Below are 16,239 nucleotides of genomic sequence, written 5' to 3' on the forward strand. Positions count from 1 at the left end.
CAGGGACGACGGACGGAGAACCATGCGTGCACTCATCACCAACGACGACGGCATCGACTCACGGGGACTGACGGTCCTCGCGGAGGTCGCGGCGGCGGCAGGGTTCGAGGTGGTCGTCGCCGCGCCCGCGCGGGAGGCGTCGGGCGCCAGCGCGTCGCTCATCGGCTACGAGGCGACGGGCGACGAGCTGCTCTACGAGGAGCGGACGCCGCCCGGGCTCGCCGACGGGATCCCGTCGTTCGCGGTGCAGGCGGCGCCGGCCCTCATCACGTTCGTCGGGGCCAACGGGGCGTTCGGTCCCGCCCCCGACCTCGTGCTGTCCGGGGTCAACCGGGGGGCGAACGTCGGGAACGCGGTGCTCCACTCCGGGACCGTGGGTGCCGCCCTGTCGGCGATGACCCACGGCATCCCGGGCGTCGCGGTGTCCCTGGACGCCGACGACCCGCAGCACTGGGCGACGGCGTCGCAGGTCACGGCCCGGGTGGTCGACTGGGTCCTGCCGCGCCTCACCGGGGACGAGGAGTGGCGGCCCGGGGTCGTCAACGTCAACGTCCCCGACGTGCCCGCCGAGGAGCTCCGCGGGGTGCGCAGGGCGCCCCTCGCGTCGTTCGGCGCGGTCCGTGGCCGCGTCTACGAGGCGGACGGCGGGCGGCTGACCCCGGTGTTCGGTGACAGCACCGCGCCGGACGAGCCCGGGTCGGACGCCCAGCTGCTCACCGAGGGATGGGCGACGGTGACGATGCTCCGCTCCCCCTGGTTCGACGCGGACGCGGCGCTGCCCGGGGACTGAGGGACGTCGCACACCCCGTCGACGCAGACGGGCGCGTCGGCGCCCAGCATCGTCAGGGGCGCCGGGGCGGGGGCGGCCTCACGCATCGACGGCTCGCTCGGTCGTCGCGCGCTCGAGGACGTCAAGGAGGACGGCGGGCTCCTGCGCGCCGCTCACCCCGTACCGGCTGTCCACCACGAAGAACGGCACGCCCTGGATCCCGTATGCGCGGGCCTGCGCGATGTCGACGGCCACGTCCTCGGCGTGCCGGCCGCTCTCGAGGGCCTCGCGGGTGTCCTCCGCGTCGAGCCCCACCTCGGCGGCGAGCTCCACGAGCGTGTCGAGGTCACCCACGTGCCGGCCCTCGGTGAAGTAGGCGCGCAGCAGCCTCTCCTTCATCTCGCCCTGGAGGCCGTGCGCCTTGGCGTGGTGGAGCAGCTCGTGCCCCTTGAGGGTCTTCGTGTGGTGCAGGGCGTCGAAGTCGTAGTCGAGGCCCACGGACCGGGCGATGCCGGTGACCTGCTCGAGCATCGTGGCCACCTGGTCGCGCGGCATGCCCTTGTGGTGGGCGAGGAAGTCGACGGTGGACCCGGCGAAGTCCACGGGCGTGTCCGGGGAGAGCTCGAACGAGTGGTACTCGACCTCGACGTCCGTCCCGGTGCGCTCACGGAACGTCGCCGCGGCCTCCTCGAGGCGGCGCTTGCCGATGTAGCACCAGGGGCACGCGATGTCGGACCAGACGTCGACCTTGAGAGCGTTCATACGCGTGCCAACCCCGCTGGTCGGCGCGCCATTCCCGGTGGCCCGGGGCCATACTCTGGAGATGCCTCACGACGCCCACCCTCAGGCCCAGCCGCCCGACGCACCACCTGCCGACGGACCTCTCCCCAGGACGTCCACGCGGCGCACGGTGGGCAGGCTCGCCCTCGGGGCGTTCCTGCTCTTCGCCGGGATCAGCCACCTCACGTGGAGCCGCGAGGAGTTCCTCGCGCAGGTCCCGCCGTGGGTGCCCGTCGACGGCGACACCGTGGTGATCGTGTCGGGCATCGTGGAGGTGAGCCTCGGTGGAGCGCTGCTCCTGCTCCCCGGCCGCCGCGTGGCGGTCGGCTGGGTCGTGGCCGCCTTCTTCGTGGCGATCTTCCCCGGGAACATCTCCCAGTACGTGACGCGCACCGACGGCTTCGGTCTCGATACGGACGCCGCACGGGCGACCCGCCTCGCGTTCCAGCCGCTCCTCGTCCTCTGGGCGCTGTGGTCGACCGGTGCGTGGCGTGACCGTCGCGCGCTGCGCGGCCAGCTCTACCGGTAGCGGAGGTACACCTCGCCCGCGGCGTCGAGCGTCGCGACGAGGTCGACGCTCTGCGTCGTGCCGTCGGCCCACTCGCCCTCACCACGGCACTCGATGATCACCGCGGGCTCCGCGGAACCGGTCGGCCGCTCGACCGTCGACAGGTTGTCCTCCACGAGCTCCACGCCCTCGACCGCGACCAGCCGGCTCTCGTCGGGGTCGTCCGCGAAGACGTACACGAAGTCCTCGACGAGCTCCTCGCAGCCGTACCCCTCGTCGAAGAGGTCGGCAACGTCCTCCGCGACGGCCCCCTCGGCGGGCTCGCCCGCACCCGCCCAGATCCCGATCCCCACGACGACGGCGATGGCGACGAGCCCACCCACGATGAACAGGCCCACACCACCCTGGGGCTGCTCCGGCTCCTGCTGCTGCTGTGCGCCTGCACCGTAGGCGCCGTGGTGGGCGGCATAGGACGCGGACTGGTGCGGCTGCTTCGCGTAGCCGCCCTGGGCCGCATACCCGGCCTGGCCGTACCCCGCGCCGGCCCCCTGGGCCTGCCCGCCCGACGCGTCCTGGGCCGGTGCGGCACCCGGCGCGGGCTGGGTGTGGACGGTCCACGCTGCCCCGTCGAAGTACCGCAGCTGCTGGGGCTGCTGAGGGTCGGGGTACCAGCCGGCGGGGGCGCTCATGGTCATGCTCCTGTGACGTTCGGTGCGCGACGCGCAGCACGCACGCGTGCTGGATCCATCGGCGGGTTCGCCACGAATCCTCATCCCTCGGCGCACACGCGCGCAAGCCGCCGCGCCCCCGCGGTGCGGTCTGTCCCCAGATGTCCCCCGGCCCCACGCGGGGGACGCCCGTCGGTCCCGGCGTCGGTTAGCGTGGCGCCATGACCGCACCGACCCTCGAGGGGAGCGCCCTCGAGGGCGAGCCGCTCTCCGTGCACCTGCGGACCGCGACCCGCACCCAGCACGAGGAGGCCGAGGGCACGTCGTTCATCGGGTCCCTCATGGCCGGCGACCTCGACGTCGCCGCCTACGCCGACCTCGCGGCACAGCACCACGCCATCTACTCGGCCCTCGAGGCCGCGGAGCCCTTCCTCCGGGCGGACCGCCACGGGGCGCGCCTCGTCTTCGGCGAGCTCCCCCGCGTCAGGGCGCTCGAGGCGGACCTCACGACGCTCGTCGGCCCCTCGTGGCGCGACGAGGTCCGCACCCTCCCGGCCACCGAGCGCTACGCGGCCCGCCTCCGCGACGTCGCGGGCACCTGGGTGGGCGGGTACGCGGCCCACGCCTACACCCGCTACCTCGGGGACCTCTCGGGCGGGCTCGCCGTCAAGGCGATCCTCCAGCGCACCTACCGTGTCCCCGACGAGGCCGTGAACTTCTACACGTTCCCCGGCATCGCCAAGCCCAAGCTCTTCAAGGACGAGTACCGCAGGCGCCTCGACGCCCTGCCCCTCGACACCGACGAGCGGGAGCGCGTCGCCGACGAGGCCCGCACCGCGTTCCGGCTCAACACCGACCTCTTCCGCGAGCTCGCCGAGGTCCACCTCCCCACCCCGCAGGACCCCTGAGGGCGGGCTGCCGGGCGATGGGGAGAACTCTCCACCACGCGGGCGCCCGTCTCTGGCAGGATCACCCCGGGCGGACCACCCGCCCCACCAGAACAGGAGGACGTCCGTGGCTCAGCTGAGGATGCAAGGCCATCGGGTCCTGGTGGCCGACCTGACGGGGGACACCGTCCGGGCGATCACCGGGTCGATGGTCGCGTACGAGGGCAAGGTCGCCTTCAAGAGCGCCGGGATGGGCGGCGGCGACGGCTTCAAGGCCGCACTCAAGCGCAAGGTCACCGGCGAGTCCATCTCGCTCATGGAGATGTCCGGCACCGGCACCGTGTACCTCGCGGTCGACGCCCAGGACATCACCATCGTCGAGCTCACCAACGACGTCATGAACGTCGAGGCGTCCCAGCTCCTCGCGCTCGCCGGGGACCTGCGGACCGACGTGAAGTTCTCCGGGCTTCGCGGCGCGACGTCCGGGCAGGGTCTGTTCACCACCACGGTGAGCGGCACCGGTCACGTGGCGCTCCTGTCGGCCGGCGGGCCGCTCATCGCCCTCGAGGTCACCCCCCAGTACCCGCTCGTCGCGGACCCCGACGCCTTCGTGGCGTTCCGCGGAGCGCTCAACCAGTCGTTCGTCACGGACGTCACCTGGCGGTCCGCCCTCGGCGGCGGCAACGGCGAGGCCTTCTCGCTGCGGTTCGACGGCCAGGGCGTCGTGTACATCCAGCCAGAGGAGCGCTGACATGACCATGGAGCTCGTGAACAGCAAGGTCCTCAAGGTGGGCGTCCAGCACGGCCAGACGGTCACGGCCCGCAAGGGCTCGATGCTCTACTACAAGGGCGACGTGACCTTCACCCCGCACTCGATGGGCGGTGGCGGCGGCATGCCCGGGTTCAGCGGCGTCGCCGGGATGGCGGGACGCATGATGCAGGGCGAGCACGTGGCCCTCATGGTCGCCCAGGGCGCGGGAGAGGTCTTCTACGGCCTCGAGGGCCTCTACGTGGAGATCATCCCCCTCGACGGGTCGTCGATGCTCACCGTGGAGGCCGACCGTCTCCTCGCCTACGAGGGTCACGTCCAGACCTCGATCGTGCCCCTCACCTCCCAGGGCGGCATCCGCGGCGCCGTGCGGGGTGCCATGACCGGCCAGGGGATGTTCACCACGCAGGTCAGCGGTCAGGGCACCGTCGCCGTCCTCTCCCACGGCGGGTGCTTCCCCCTGCAGGTCGGCGGGTACGGCGGCGAGGTCGTCGTCGACCCGCAGGCCTATGTGGGGCACCTGGGGAACATCACCGTGGACCTCTCCGCGAGCGTCGGGTTCCGCGACGTCGTCGGGCGCGGCTCCGGTGAGGCCACCCAGCTGAAGATGTCCGGCCAGGGCACCGTGTGGGTCCAGGCGTCCGAGAAGAAGTTCTGAGGAGGGCCACCATGAGCATCCAGATCCACACCCCCGCATCCCTCCCGTCGAACGACAACGTCCCCGACAACGACTACGCGTTCAGCATCGAGCTCGCGGGCACCCCGTGGTTCACGTCCAAGGGCGCGATGATCGCCTACTACGGGACCGTCCAGTTCGAGCCGCTGAGCCGCACCAGCCTCACCGGGCTCGTCGCCTCGCAGTTCTCCTCACCCCTGTACGCGAACGACTGGGTGATCGCCCAGGGGCACGGGAAGCTGATCCTCGGGGACCGCGGGTTCAACATCAACTCCTACGACCTCGACGACGCGAACCTCACCATCCGTGCGTCGAATCTCCTGGCGTTCGAGCCCGGCCTCGCCCTCAAGCAGTCGATCGTGCCCGGCTTCGTCACGCTCCTGGGCACCGGGAAGTTCCTCGCGTCGTCCAACGGCCAGGTGATGTTCGCCGAGCCGCCCCTGCGCATCGACCCGCAGGCTCTCGTGGGCTGGGCCGACTGCCCGTCGCCGTCGCACCACTTCGACGCCGGGTGGATGCACAACTTCCTCAGCGCCGCCGCCGGGTTCTTCGGGATGGCGTCCGGCGAGGAGCGCCAGTTCGACTTCACCGGTGCGGGCACGGTGCTCATCCAGTCGTCGGAGAAGGTCATCGACGACGCGCACCTCCTGCGCCACATCGAGTCGGAGACCCAGCCGCTGAGCCAGGCGTCGCTCCAGCAGCTGCACCGCTCCATCGGGGCCCGTCTCACGCAGGACGGCTACTGACGGGTTCCGTGGACCTGCATCGTCGAGCGGTCTAGGCCTGGGGCTGCGTCAGCTCGGGGCGACCGGCGGGGCCGGGCGCGGTCGTGAGCCGACGCGGACGCCGGTTCCCCGGTGCCCGACCTCCCAGCGCGACGATCCGTCGGATGAGGCGCTGCCGCGCGGCCTCGAGCTCGTCGTCGCCCGGGCAACGCTCCTCGTCACTGTCAGACATCAGCTTCTCGCTCCCCGCTCTACCTGGGCTCCTCACCCTCTGCGGCAGATCCTACCGACTGGTCAGGAGAAGCCCATGGGGAGGGGTGTCCACCGCGGAGCCGGGCGGAGGGGCGCGGGATGAGGCACACTACGACGCCGCAGCACCCCGACGCCGGTTAGCATCGCCTGGAGGGCCGGACATGTGCCCTCCATCACGTTTGCCCCCTCGATGATGAAGGATCGACCATGAAGATTCCCAAGTTCCTGGCCGCCGGGACGGCCACCGGACTGCTCCTGATGTCGATGGGGGCCGCGCCGGCTCTCGCGGCGCCCGTCGACACGGCGCCGATGGCCACCGCCGCCGTGGACCCCGGCCCCGCCGGCGACTTCTCCTGGAAGGGCTACAACTGGCAGAAGCGCAGCTACGGGGGCGGGCCGCACTTCAACGGCCAGTTCAGCGCTGCCAACGTGTCCGACCCGGACGCCAACGGTCACGTGAAGCTCTCGCTGACCAACCCGACGGGGAACGCCCCCGTGGCGTCCGAGATGATCTCCACGAAGCGCGGCTGGGGCTACGGCACGTACCAGACGACCGTGGAGAAGGACCTCTCCGCGATGCAGGACGAGACCGTGTGGGGCTGCCTCTTCACGTACGACCCCGCCGCGGCGCCCGGCCACACCGAGATCGACCTCTGCGAGACGTCCGCCTGGGGAGGTGGCCCGGCAGCGAACCCGTGGCCGATCCTGCAGGGCCACGGCTACTGGCACGACGACACGAAGGCGCCCGGCGTGGGCAGCAACGTGGTCAACTTCCCGGTGACGAACACCGCGAACCTCACGCACCGGATGGTGTGGGAGCCGGGGAAGATCACCTTCGAGACGTTCGCGGGCGAGGGCGCGGGCGGCGCGCTCCTCAAGCGGACCGTGCTCGACGGCCCCACCGTCCCCAAGCCGGCCAACGAGGCGATCCACTTCAACCTCTGGGCGATCGGGAGCGGAGGCGGCAACCCGAGCATCATGAAGCCCGAGACGGCGGTCCTCAAGGACTTCTCCTTCACGCCCCGCGGCTCGACCGCCCCCGTGCCCGTGACTCCGGCCCCAGCGCCGGCTCCTGCGCCCTCTCCTGCTCCTGCTCCCGTTCCGGCCCCCGCGCCCGTGACTGGGTGGTCCTCCACGGCCACGGCGACGGCAGCCCCCGTGGCCGGTAGGACCACCTCCGTGTCCGTCAAGATCACGGCGCCCGCGGGCCCGCAGACCAACAAGCTCGTCAACGTCGACGTCCGCAAGAACGGCACCAAGGTCGGCCAGGCGTTCGTCGAGGGCGTGGACCTCACCGGCACCACGACCAGGACCCTCACGCTTCCGGCACTTCCCGCCGGGGACTACGAGCTCGTCACCATGGTGTTCGACAACTCCTCGTGGAACTCCTGGGCGTACAGCAGCCCCGGGACGCCCCTGAAGGTGCCTGCGCCCGCTGCCGCGCCCAACGCCTGGGGATCGTCGGTCACCGTCCAGGGCAGGGCGGTCGCGGGCAAGACCACCCCGGCGCAGGTCAGGATCACGGCGCCCGCGGGCCCGCAGACCAACAAGCTCGTCAACGTCGATGTCCGCCGGAACGGCGTCAAGGTCGGCCAGGTCTTCGTCGAGCGCGCCACGCTCACCGGGACCACCACGAGGACGCTCACGCTGCCGGGCCTGCCCGCAGGCGACTACGAGCTCGTGACGATGGTGTTCAACGACTCGTCGTGGAACGCGTGGGCGTACAGCAGCCCCGGCGTGCCCTTCAAGGTCGCCGCCCGGTAGTCGCTGGAGAGCGACTGTCACACCAGAGGCCCGCCGGACCGCCGGCGGGGCCTCTGGTGTGTCAGTCCCGCACGGACGACGCCGGGACCGGCACGGCTCACCCGAGGTCGGACGCCTCCGGAGACCCGCCGAGCGAGGCGCCGAGAGCACCGACGAGGTGCTCGGCCCGCTTGGCCCGGTACTGGTCGATCGTCAGGGTCTGCAGGCGCGAGCCGCGCCCCGTCGGGTTGTCGACGTACCCCACCGCGGAGATGAACGGCTCGATGACGTGGATCTTCTGCAGGGGCGTGACGATGAGCAGCTGGAGCCCGAGGTTCCTGAACAGCTGCAGCGCGAACCGCGTGGACTCGTCCGACCCGCGCCCGAAGGCCTCGTCGATGACGACGAACCGGAACGCCTTGGACCGCACGGCACCCCAGTCGAGCTTGAACTGGTACGCCAGGGACGCGGCGAGGATCGTGTACGCGAGCTTCTCCTTCTGCCCGCCCGACTTCCCACCCGAGTCCGAGTAGTGCTCGTGCTCCACATCGTCCGCCCGCGAACGCTCGGACGCCGACAGCACGAACCAGTTGCGGACGTCCGTCACGCGGCGCGTCCACGCCTGGTCGGCCTCGGACTGCCCCTCGCGCCCCCGGAACCTCTCGACGATGGCCTTGACGCGCAGGAACCGCTGCTCCGAGTACTGCTCCGCGTCGTCCGCGTCGAGCGTGTCGCCCGTGCAGTCGCGCAGCTGGCTGCGGAAGTCGCGCACCTCCGTGTTCGGGGTGTTCTGGATCTCGAGGCGGATGTACCGGCCCGGGTTGTAGTCGATGGCGCGCAACGAGTCGTTGATGACGTCCACGCGGTCACGGATGAGGTCGGACTGCTTCTGCAGCTCGGCGCTGAAGTGGGCGATGTCGCGGATGGTGTTCGTGTTGAGGTAGTCCTTGAACTTCTCCTCGAAGCGCGGCAGGTCGTCGCGCTCCAGCCGGTGGAGGAGCTCCCGGTACTCCCCCGCGGCCCGCACGTCGTTGTCCACCTCGGACGTCTCCACGGGGAACTCGTTGCTGAAGGCCGTCATCTGCCGTGCGATGGACGTCGCCAGCTGGGCCTGCTCCCGGTGGAGCGCCTCCACGCTCGTCGTGAGGTCGGCGCGGACGACGGCCTCCGCCGCGTCGAACGACGCCAGGTCCTCCGCGTCACCGCCGGGGCCACCGGCCCCGCCGCCCTCGCTCCCCGCGCGCGCCCGGGCCGTCTCCACGAGGACGGCCATCGCCTCGAAGTGCTCGTGGGCGGTGGCGTTCCGCGGGTCTGCGAGGACCGCGAGGCACGCGTCTCGCTGTGCCCTCGCGGCGGCGAGCGCGTGCCGCTCACCGCCGTTGCGCCCGATGAGGGCGTCCCGCTCCTCGGTGAGGTCCGCGGTGCGGTGCACGATCTCCTCGAGCCGTTCCGCGATGTGCCCCAGCTCGGTGGAGTCCGACTCGATGCGGCGCTTCTCGGCGGTGCGCTCCGCGATCTCGTTGACGACGGCCTGCCAGTCGAGCTCCATGAAGTCCCGGAACATCTCGAGGCGGTTCAGGGCGTGCACGCGGTCCACGAGCTCGTCCTTCTCGGCGATGAGCGCGGCGCGCTGCTCCCCGAGGCGCGTGAGCCGCGCGTCGACGGCGGTGGCGCGCTCGAGGAGCGCGTCGACCTTCGCGGTGTTGCTCCAGCCGAGGACGTACCGGCTGCGGTCGTCGAGCCGGTCGCGGTCGTTCTTCTCGTGGTGCGAGGTCGAGTGCTTGATCTGCCCCTGGCGGGTGATGGCCCGCGTGGAGAGCTGGAAGTCCGCCATGGTCTCGACGCAGTCGTAGGAGGCGCGCCGCGCCAGCTCCCGGTCCAACCACTCCGTGAAGGGCGACTCCTTGATCTCCAGCATGTCGTAGAGCATGGGCCACTTGTCGCGCGCCGTGCGCTCCACGGCGCCCTTGAGCACCGCGGGGACGCGGTGGTACACGAGGCGCTGGCCGATGTGGTTCGCGTCGATCCACGTCGACACGGCCGCGTAGTGCTCCCCGGGGACCAGCAGGGACAGCGCGAAGCCGCGCAGCACGCGTTCCGCCGCTCCCTCCCACTCCTCGTTCTCCGGGCGCACCGCGACGAGCTCCCCGGCGAAGGGGAGCTCGGACTCCGCGAGGCCCAGGTCCTCGCAGAGCCGGCCCCGCAGGGCGAGGCTCGGCAGCGGGAGGCTCGTCGTGCGACCGCGGAGGCTCGCGATCTCGTCCGCCACCTCACGGCTCTCGACCTTCACGCCCCGCAGGGCGTAGTCGAGCTCCCCGATGGCCGTCTCGTGCTCGCCGAGCCGAGCGCTGGCGGACGCGAGCGCGATGCGCACGGACCGTCGCCGGTCCTCGAAGGCGTCCACGTCCGTGGCGGGCTCCAGGCCCGCCGTCCGGACGTACCCGGCGTACTCGGTCGCGCGCCGCTCGCGTTCCGCGCGCACCCCCTCGAGGCGGTGCACCTCGGACTCGAGGTGGGTGAGGCGGTCCCCGCCGTGCCCGGCGCGCTCGAGCTCGGTGCGACGGCGCTCGTCGTCGAGGCGGGAGATCTCGTCGCCGACGACGGCGAGCCGGGCGTCGCGGGCGGCCACCGACTCCTCGAGCGACTCGACGCGCACGGCCAGCGCCTCGGCCTTGCGGTGCGCGGTGTAGGCGCGCAGGGCGTCACGCTGCCCGCTCGCGGCGGCCGCCTGGGCGCCGAGCTCCGCGTGGGTGTCGCAGTCCGCGACGATGGGTGCGAGCGCCGTGATCTGCGCGGTGGCGCGGGTCACGGCGTCGTGGGCGCGGGTGAGGTCGTCGAAGTGCGCGACGAGGCGGTCCGTCCAGCGGGCTGCGTCGAAGGGCTCGAGCATGTGCTCGCGGACGAACTCGTTGAGGTCGCCCACGGACTTCATGGACACCGTCTGGTGGAACAGGTCCATGGCCTGGTCGGACTCGATGCCGAGGATCCGCCGGAAGTCCTTGCCGTACTCGGCGAACGTGTCGCGCACCTGCGCGCCCGACTCCCGCAGGCGTCGTCGCAGCAGCGCGACGTCCCCGTCGAACCGGGCGAAGTGCTCCGCGATGGACATCGACGACGTGGCCGTGACGTAGAAGCGGTTGGGCTGCCCCTGGTCGCCGTCCTTGAGCCAGAACACCTGAGCGAGGACGCCCCGCGCGTCGAAGCCACGGTTGGCGAACTCGCCGAGGATCACCGAGTACGTGCTGCCCTCGCGCAGCCCCACGGGGCGCGACGTGCCCGTCGCCTCGTCGCGCTCGGACTTGTAGTACCCGGCGACGTAGGAGCGCAGGGTGCGCTCGCGCGCCTCCGCGCCGGCCGCCTTGTTGTAGCTGATGCGGTGCGCCGGGAGCAGGAGCGTCGTGACGGCGTCGACGATCGTCGACTTGCCCGACCCGATGTCGCCCGTGAGGAGCGCGTTGCGTCCCTCGAGCTCGAAGGACCACGTGTGGCGGTCGAACGTCCCCCAGTTGAGGACCTCGAGCCGCTCGAGGCGGAACCCGGCGCGCTGCTCGACGTCGGCGTCCGCGTCGTGGAGCTCGACCGCGCTGAACAGACCCTGCATCACTCGACCGTCCCTGTCGTCGTCCCTGCCGCCAGCTCGGCGGCGTACTCCGCGAGGCGCGCGTCGAGCTCGGAGAGCCACTGCGCGTCGACGAAGGCCTTGAGGACGCGCCTCACCTCGTACGACCCGCCCGTCACCTGCCGCAGGAACCCGAGCTCCACGGCACGTCGCACGTGGGCGTCGACGCGGTCGACGATCCGGGCCTCGTTGGCCGCCGACGGCACGAACACGCGCAACATGTCGACGATCTCGTCGCGGTCGAGCACGAGCCGCGTGTCGCCACCCTCGGAGTCGAACTGGGCGAGGCGCTTGCGCAGCAGCGCGAGGAGGAGGCTCACCTCGAAGGGCAGCGCCCGCCTCGCGACGAGGCGCAGGGTGCCCTCCCTGTCCTCGTCGTCGTCGGGGAGCGCCTGGAGGTACGCGTAGCCCTCCGTGTCGTCGACCACCACGGTGAGCCCGATGGTCGCCACGTAGTCGCGGGCCTGCGCCTGGAGGTGCAGGAGGTCGTGCCACAGGGACTCGTGCGTGTCGCGGTACACGACGCCCTTCATGAGGGCCGTCACGACGTGGGAGAGCTGGGCCTCGGCACGGGGCGTGCGGGTGGGCTGGCTCATACGGTCTCCTCGTCGGTGCTGGTGGTGCCTGTGGTGCTGGTTCCGCGCGGGGCGGCGGGGTGGTCCGGGGCGGTGGGCTCCCCCGGGGGCGCCGCGGTGCGTCCGCCCACACGGGCGAAGGTCACCCGGGGCACGGTGGCGACGCGCTGCACGTCGCCCGACGCCCACGTCACCTCGTCGTGGTGCTCGGCGTCCACGACCACCTCGAAGTCGGGCGCCTCGAGCGACAGGTAGGTGACGAGCTCCGCGAGGCCCTGCTCCAGGGGGTGCTCCGCGACGACGTCGCGCAACGACACCTGCCCGTCGCGCTGCAGCCGACGCCGCACCCCGGTGGACAGGCGCTCGGGGTCCACGTGGACCTGCTCGAAGAGGATGCTCGTGTCGAAGTCCACGGCCCCGGGTTCCACGTGCTCGGAGTCGATGCGCTCGTGGGTGCGCGGCCGGAACAGGGGCCGCTCCATGGGCAGCACGACGTCGATCCCCAGCCCGTCGATCTCCGCGGTGAACGGCACCTCGTCCCGCGCGGGCGACAGGGTGCGCACGGTGAGGGCGTTCGACTCGATGCTGCGCAGGATGTCCATGACCCGTCGGTTCTCCACCCACACCTGGTCGTCGAGGAACCGCCGCAGCTGCTCGGACAGGACCCGCACCGTCGCCTGGGTCTGCTCGCCGGCGTCGAGCCAGTCGTAGTGGATGCGACGCAGCCGCCTGTCCCCGCCGCCGAGCGCGTCGAGCCCCTGCACCTTGGTGACGAGCTCCGTGAACTCCTCCTGCCGCTCCCGGGAGAGGAGGAAGTCGTAGAACGCGTGGAAGCTGCGCCCCTGGTCGGAGTCCGTGATGGCGTTCCGGGACCCCACCACCTGCTCGAGGAGATCACCCTTGGCGCCGTCCCACCCGGTGATGCGCTCGCGCATGTCCCGGTCCAGGGCGCGGAAGTTCGCCTCGACCTCCCGGAAGTCCGACAGGAGCTCGGCGGCCATGGCCGTGAGCTGCTGGTACCGGTCGCGCTGCGCGGCGTCGTCGAGGACGGCCACCCGCCCGTCGCGCACCTGGGCGATCTCGGCGTCGATCTCGGCGCGGCGCGCCTCGAGCTCCGCGAGGCGCGCCTCCGGGTCCGACTCGGTGCCGCGCGCGAGCTGGCGGAGCAGGTCGAAGACGGTCGCCAGGCGCGACTCGGTGCCGACGAACGCCCGCGACGACAGGGAGGCCACCCACCCGACGGCCTTCTCCACGGCGGGCGTCGCGTCGTAGTGCGCCTCGTCGGACCCGGGCCGGTAGTACTTGCGGAGCCAGCCCGCGTCCGGAGACGACCACGAGTCGAGGTACGCCTTGGGGGTGCGGGGATAGAGGGGCGGCGCGGCCGGGTCACGGCGCTCGGCGAGCGCGTAGAGCTCGTCGTCGAGGAGGGAGACGAGCTCGGGCTCGGCGATGGAGCGCACGTTCTGCTCGACGAACACGCGACCCAGGAAGCTCAGCACGAGGGGGGCGGTGTCGGCCCGGAGCAACCGCCAGGCGGCGCTGTCGCGGCGCAGCGCCTCGACGTCGTCGTGGTTCATCGATCTCTTCCGTCGCGGTCCTCGGGGCCACCCCGGCGGGGGCGGTCCTCAGGGTACGCGCTGGGCGGGGACGCACCGAAGTCCGCGGGCGGCGGCGCGGGGGCGCCCGCGGACGAACCGCAGGGTGAGATCACGGCGCGCGGACGGGACCCGACCGGTGACGGTCGATAGTGTGCTGGCATGCGCCCCGATCCCCTCGACCCCGGTGTCCTCGACCGCGCGTCGGGCGTCCTGCTCACGCAGGCCTGCGGGGACGCCCTGGGGGTGCCGTACGAGTTCGCGTGGCCGCCCGAGGGCGACGCCGAGATGCGCGGCGGAGGCCTGGGGCCCTACGCGCCCGGCGAGTGGAGCGACGACACCCAGATGGCGGTCTGCGTGGCCCGCGTCGCGGAGCTGGGCGAGGGCCTCACCGACGAGGACAGGCTCGACGAGGTGGCGGCCGCCTTCGAGGAGTGGTTCACGGGCGGGGCGAGCGACGTCGGCACCCAGACGGCCGCGATCCTCCGCGACGCCGCACGACGCGACGGACGCCCGGCAGCCCGCCTGCGGGCGGCCTCGGCCGCGCTCCACGCGGCGTCGGGCAGGACCGCCGGGAACGGCGCGCTCATGCGCACCGGCGCCGTCGGGCTCGTCGCCCTCGACGACCGTGACGAGACGGCCCGGGCGGCCCGCGCCGTCGCGGAGCTCACCCACGCGGACCCGCTCGCAGGGGAGTCGTGCGTCCTGTGGTCCGAGGCCGTCCGCGTCGCGGTGACCGAGGAGCGGCTCGACGTCCGCGCCGGCCTGGACCTCCTGCCGGCCGACCGTCGTCCCGCCTGGGAGGCGTGGATCACGGATGCCGAGCAGGACCGGCCGACGGCCGACCTGCGCACCAACGGCTTCACCGTGACGGCCTTCCAGGCCGCCTGGCACGCCGTGCGGCGCTCCCCGTACTTCTGCGCCGAGGAGTTCACCGAGTACGACGCGACCGTGTCCCACCTGCCCGACGCCCTGCACCGCGCCGTCCGCATCGGCGGCGACACGGACACCGTCGCCGCGATCGCCGGAGCGCTGCTCGGGGCCCGGCACGGCACCGCGTTCATCCCCCGGGAGTGGCAGCTCCTCGTCCACGGGTGGCCCGGCATGATGGGGCTCGACCTGTCCCGGCTGGGACGCGTCACCGCGCAGCGCGGGCTCGGCGCGGAGGACACCGGACAGACGTGCCCCGAGTGCGGCGTCCACGAACGGTTCACGGGCCGCGACCCCGGGCGGGTGTGCCGGTGGTGCGGCGTGTGGGTCACCGACGACGCCGGCCACCCCGTCATGCTCTACAACGCGAGCTTCGCCGGAGGGCTCGACGCGCGGCACACCGACGGGTCGCCCGCCGAGGACGTCCTCGCGACCGGGCTCGTGCGGATCGCCGGGCGACCGTACCGGGCGAGCGCGGACCGCTACGGCGGCACCCTCGTCGAACGCGTCGGGATACCCGAGGCCTGACGGGCGAGCCCGGGCGCGACGGCCGTCGGAGCGGGCGGGCGGGTCAGACGCTCGGCAGGCCCTGCACGACCACGAGGACCACGACGAGGACGACCTCGACACCGAAGAGCATCCACGCCCAGCGGCGCGTGGGGCGGCGGGGCGTCGGACGGCCGGCGGGCGGCTGGTCCTCCGGGGCGTCGGTGGTCGGCACACCCACCTATCGACCGGGGGACGCACCGACGTGAGCGGTGCGGGGGGGTGGTCCCAGGACGTGAGAAGGGCCGCGCACCGTGGTGCGCGGCCCTTCCGTCAGACGCTGACGGTCACTCCCAGGTGACCTTGTGCTGCGCCGCCCCCGCGAGGGTCGGCCCCGTGTTCGGCAGCTCGGTGGTCCCGTAGAACCGGGAGTCCGGGTGCGTGGGCGGCGGCATGGGGGCCGACGTCGTCGGGCCGTCGTGGTACGTGAACTCGCCCTTCCCGTCGGGCGACGGGCCGCTGGCCCACGACCCCTCCTTGGCGTGCTCGCCGTCGGAGAAGTTCAGGTACTGGTAGCTCACCTCGGTGAACTCCTTGGACTGCGGGAAGTTGTCCGGCACGGGCAGGCCCTCCAGTCCGTCGGCCTTGAGCTCCTCGATGGCGCGCAACCACTGGTTCTGGTGCATGGTGTCGCGGGCGAGGAGGAACGACAGGAGGTCGCGGACGCCCGAGTCGTTGGTCATGTGATAAAGGCGCGACACCTGGAGACGGCCCTGCATCTCGGCGTTCGCGTTGGCGTGGAAGTCGGCCATCATGTTGCCGCTCGCGGTGACGTACCCGGCGGTCCACGGGTTCCCGTTGGAGTCCACGGGGCGGGCGCCCGCACCCGCGACGATCGCGTGCTGGACGTCGGTGCCACCGATGATGGCGGCGACCGTCGGGTCGCTCTGCACGGCGTCCTCGGTGATGCCCAGCGGGGCCTTCTCGAGGAGCTGGGCGATCATCGTCGCCAGCATCTCGACGTGACCGATCTCCTCGGCACCGATACCGAACAGCAGGTCCCGGTACTTGCCGGGGATGTGCGCGTTCCACGACTGGAACCCGTACTGCATGGCGACGGTGATCTCACCGTACTGGCCACCCAGCACCTCTTGGAGCTTGCGGGCGTAGACGGCGTCAGGCTTGTCAGGTGTGGCCTTGAACTGCAGCTCTTGCTTGTGGAAGAACATCGACGCTCCCGGAGATCGTGTTGCTCAG

General features: G+C 72.1%; 16 protein-coding genes. 8 read left to right on the top strand and 8 right to left on the bottom strand.

Features of this window, described 5'->3' with window-relative positions; translation table 11 throughout:
- Window positions 1-22: 22 nt before the first annotated feature.
- Window positions 23-790 (top strand): 5'/3'-nucleotidase SurE, encoded by a 768-nt coding sequence (gene surE, locus JAV76_RS00440; protein WP_198732051.1) that lies wholly within the window; start codon window positions 23-25, stop codon window positions 788-790.
- A 78-nt stretch (window positions 791-868) separates the two neighbouring features.
- Here the strand turns inward: surE and JAV76_RS00445 are convergent, their stop codons facing one another.
- On the bottom strand, window positions 869-1,531 hold the full coding sequence (locus JAV76_RS00445; protein ID WP_198732052.1) for a DsbA family oxidoreductase: 663 nt from the start codon (window positions 1,529-1,531) through the stop codon (window positions 869-871).
- A gap of 61 nt (window positions 1,532-1,592) precedes the next feature.
- Between JAV76_RS00445 and JAV76_RS00450 the strand changes: the two genes are divergently transcribed.
- A complete protein-coding gene (locus JAV76_RS00450; RefSeq protein WP_230401676.1) occupies window positions 1,593-2,078 on the top strand; it encodes a DoxX family protein in 486 nt (161 codons plus the stop codon).
- On the opposite strand, the gene JAV76_RS00455 is transcribed toward JAV76_RS00450, so the two are convergent.
- Window positions 2,069-2,746, bottom strand: a complete 678-nt coding sequence (locus JAV76_RS00455) for a DUF2510 domain-containing protein (protein ID WP_198732053.1) — start codon at window positions 2,744-2,746, stop codon at window positions 2,069-2,071. The two genes, JAV76_RS00450 and JAV76_RS00455, sit on opposite strands and share 10 nt — an antisense overlap.
- A 200-nt stretch (window positions 2,747-2,946) precedes the next feature.
- On the opposite strand from JAV76_RS00455, the gene JAV76_RS00460 reads away from it, so the two are divergent.
- The 4 genes from JAV76_RS00460 to JAV76_RS00475 all read left to right on the top strand — a co-directional run bounded on the left by JAV76_RS00460 (window position 2,947) and on the right by JAV76_RS00475 (window position 5,803).
- Complete coding sequence (locus tag JAV76_RS00460; protein ID WP_198732054.1) at window positions 2,947-3,633, top strand: biliverdin-producing heme oxygenase; 687 nt, start codon at window positions 2,947-2,949, stop codon at window positions 3,631-3,633.
- Between the two features lie 106 nt (window positions 3,634-3,739).
- On the top strand, window positions 3,740-4,363 hold the full coding sequence (locus JAV76_RS00465; protein WP_307843930.1) for an AIM24 family protein: 624 nt from the start codon (window positions 3,740-3,742) through the stop codon (window positions 4,361-4,363).
- A 1-nt stretch (window position 4,364) separates the two neighbouring features.
- Window positions 4,365-5,039, top strand: coding sequence for an AIM24 family protein (locus JAV76_RS00470; RefSeq protein ID WP_198732055.1), 675 nt, complete (start codon window positions 4,365-4,367; stop codon window positions 5,037-5,039).
- Window positions 5,040-5,050: 11 nt separating this feature from the next.
- Window positions 5,051-5,803, top strand: a complete 753-nt coding sequence (locus JAV76_RS00475; RefSeq protein WP_198732056.1) for an AIM24 family protein — start codon at window positions 5,051-5,053, stop codon at window positions 5,801-5,803.
- Window positions 5,804-5,834: 31 nt separating this feature from the next.
- On the opposite strand, the gene JAV76_RS00480 is transcribed toward JAV76_RS00475, so the two are convergent.
- Window positions 5,835-6,014: a hypothetical protein gene (locus JAV76_RS00480; RefSeq protein WP_198732057.1), complete on the bottom strand. Its 180-nt coding sequence runs from the start codon at window positions 6,012-6,014 to the stop codon at window positions 5,835-5,837.
- A gap of 227 nt (window positions 6,015-6,241) precedes the next feature.
- Here JAV76_RS00480 and JAV76_RS00485 point away from each other — a divergent pair, with 227 nt between their 5' ends.
- On the top strand, window positions 6,242-7,798 hold the full coding sequence (locus JAV76_RS00485) for a LamG domain-containing protein (protein ID WP_198732058.1): 1,557 nt from the start codon (window positions 6,242-6,244) through the stop codon (window positions 7,796-7,798).
- A gap of 97 nt (window positions 7,799-7,895) precedes the next feature.
- Here the strand turns inward: JAV76_RS00485 and JAV76_RS00490 are convergent, their stop codons facing one another.
- The 3 genes from JAV76_RS00490 to JAV76_RS00500 are packed head-to-tail and all read right to left on the bottom strand — an operon-like array spanning window position 7,896 to window position 13,548.
- Window positions 7,896-11,378, bottom strand: coding sequence for an ATP-binding protein (locus tag JAV76_RS00490; protein ID WP_198732059.1), 3,483 nt, complete (start codon window positions 11,376-11,378; stop codon window positions 7,896-7,898).
- Entirely contained in the window at window positions 11,378-11,992 is a 615-nt protein-coding gene (locus JAV76_RS00495) for a DUF4194 domain-containing protein (protein WP_198732060.1), read from the bottom strand. The genes JAV76_RS00490 and JAV76_RS00495 overlap by 1 nt, the downstream gene beginning before the upstream one ends.
- The gene (locus tag JAV76_RS00500; RefSeq protein WP_198732061.1) at window positions 11,989-13,548 is read right to left on the bottom strand and encodes a DUF3375 domain-containing protein; all 1,560 of its coding nucleotides are present in this window, start codon (window positions 13,546-13,548) and stop codon (window positions 11,989-11,991) included. Before JAV76_RS00500 ends, JAV76_RS00495 begins: the two co-directional genes overlap by 4 nt.
- 180 nt (window positions 13,549-13,728) lie before the next feature.
- On the opposite strand from JAV76_RS00500, the gene JAV76_RS00505 reads away from it, so the two are divergent.
- Complete coding sequence (locus JAV76_RS00505; RefSeq protein ID WP_198732062.1) at window positions 13,729-15,024, top strand: ADP-ribosylglycohydrolase family protein; 1,296 nt, start codon at window positions 13,729-13,731, stop codon at window positions 15,022-15,024.
- A 43-nt stretch (window positions 15,025-15,067) separates the two neighbouring features.
- On the opposite strand, the gene JAV76_RS00510 is transcribed toward JAV76_RS00505, so the two are convergent.
- Together JAV76_RS00510 and JAV76_RS00515 are read right to left on the bottom strand one after the other, a co-directional pair.
- Window positions 15,068-15,217, bottom strand: coding sequence for a hypothetical protein (locus tag JAV76_RS00510; protein WP_198732063.1), 150 nt, complete (start codon window positions 15,215-15,217; stop codon window positions 15,068-15,070).
- A 112-nt stretch (window positions 15,218-15,329) separates the two neighbouring features.
- A complete protein-coding gene (locus JAV76_RS00515) occupies window positions 15,330-16,211 on the bottom strand; it encodes a manganese catalase (RefSeq protein WP_198732064.1) in 882 nt (293 codons plus the stop codon).
- Window positions 16,212-16,239 lie beyond the last annotated feature (28 nt).

Source organism: Sanguibacter suaedae, from assembly GCF_016342785.1.
Lineage (GTDB): Bacteria > Actinomycetota > Actinomycetes > Actinomycetales > Cellulomonadaceae > Sanguibacter > Sanguibacter suaedae.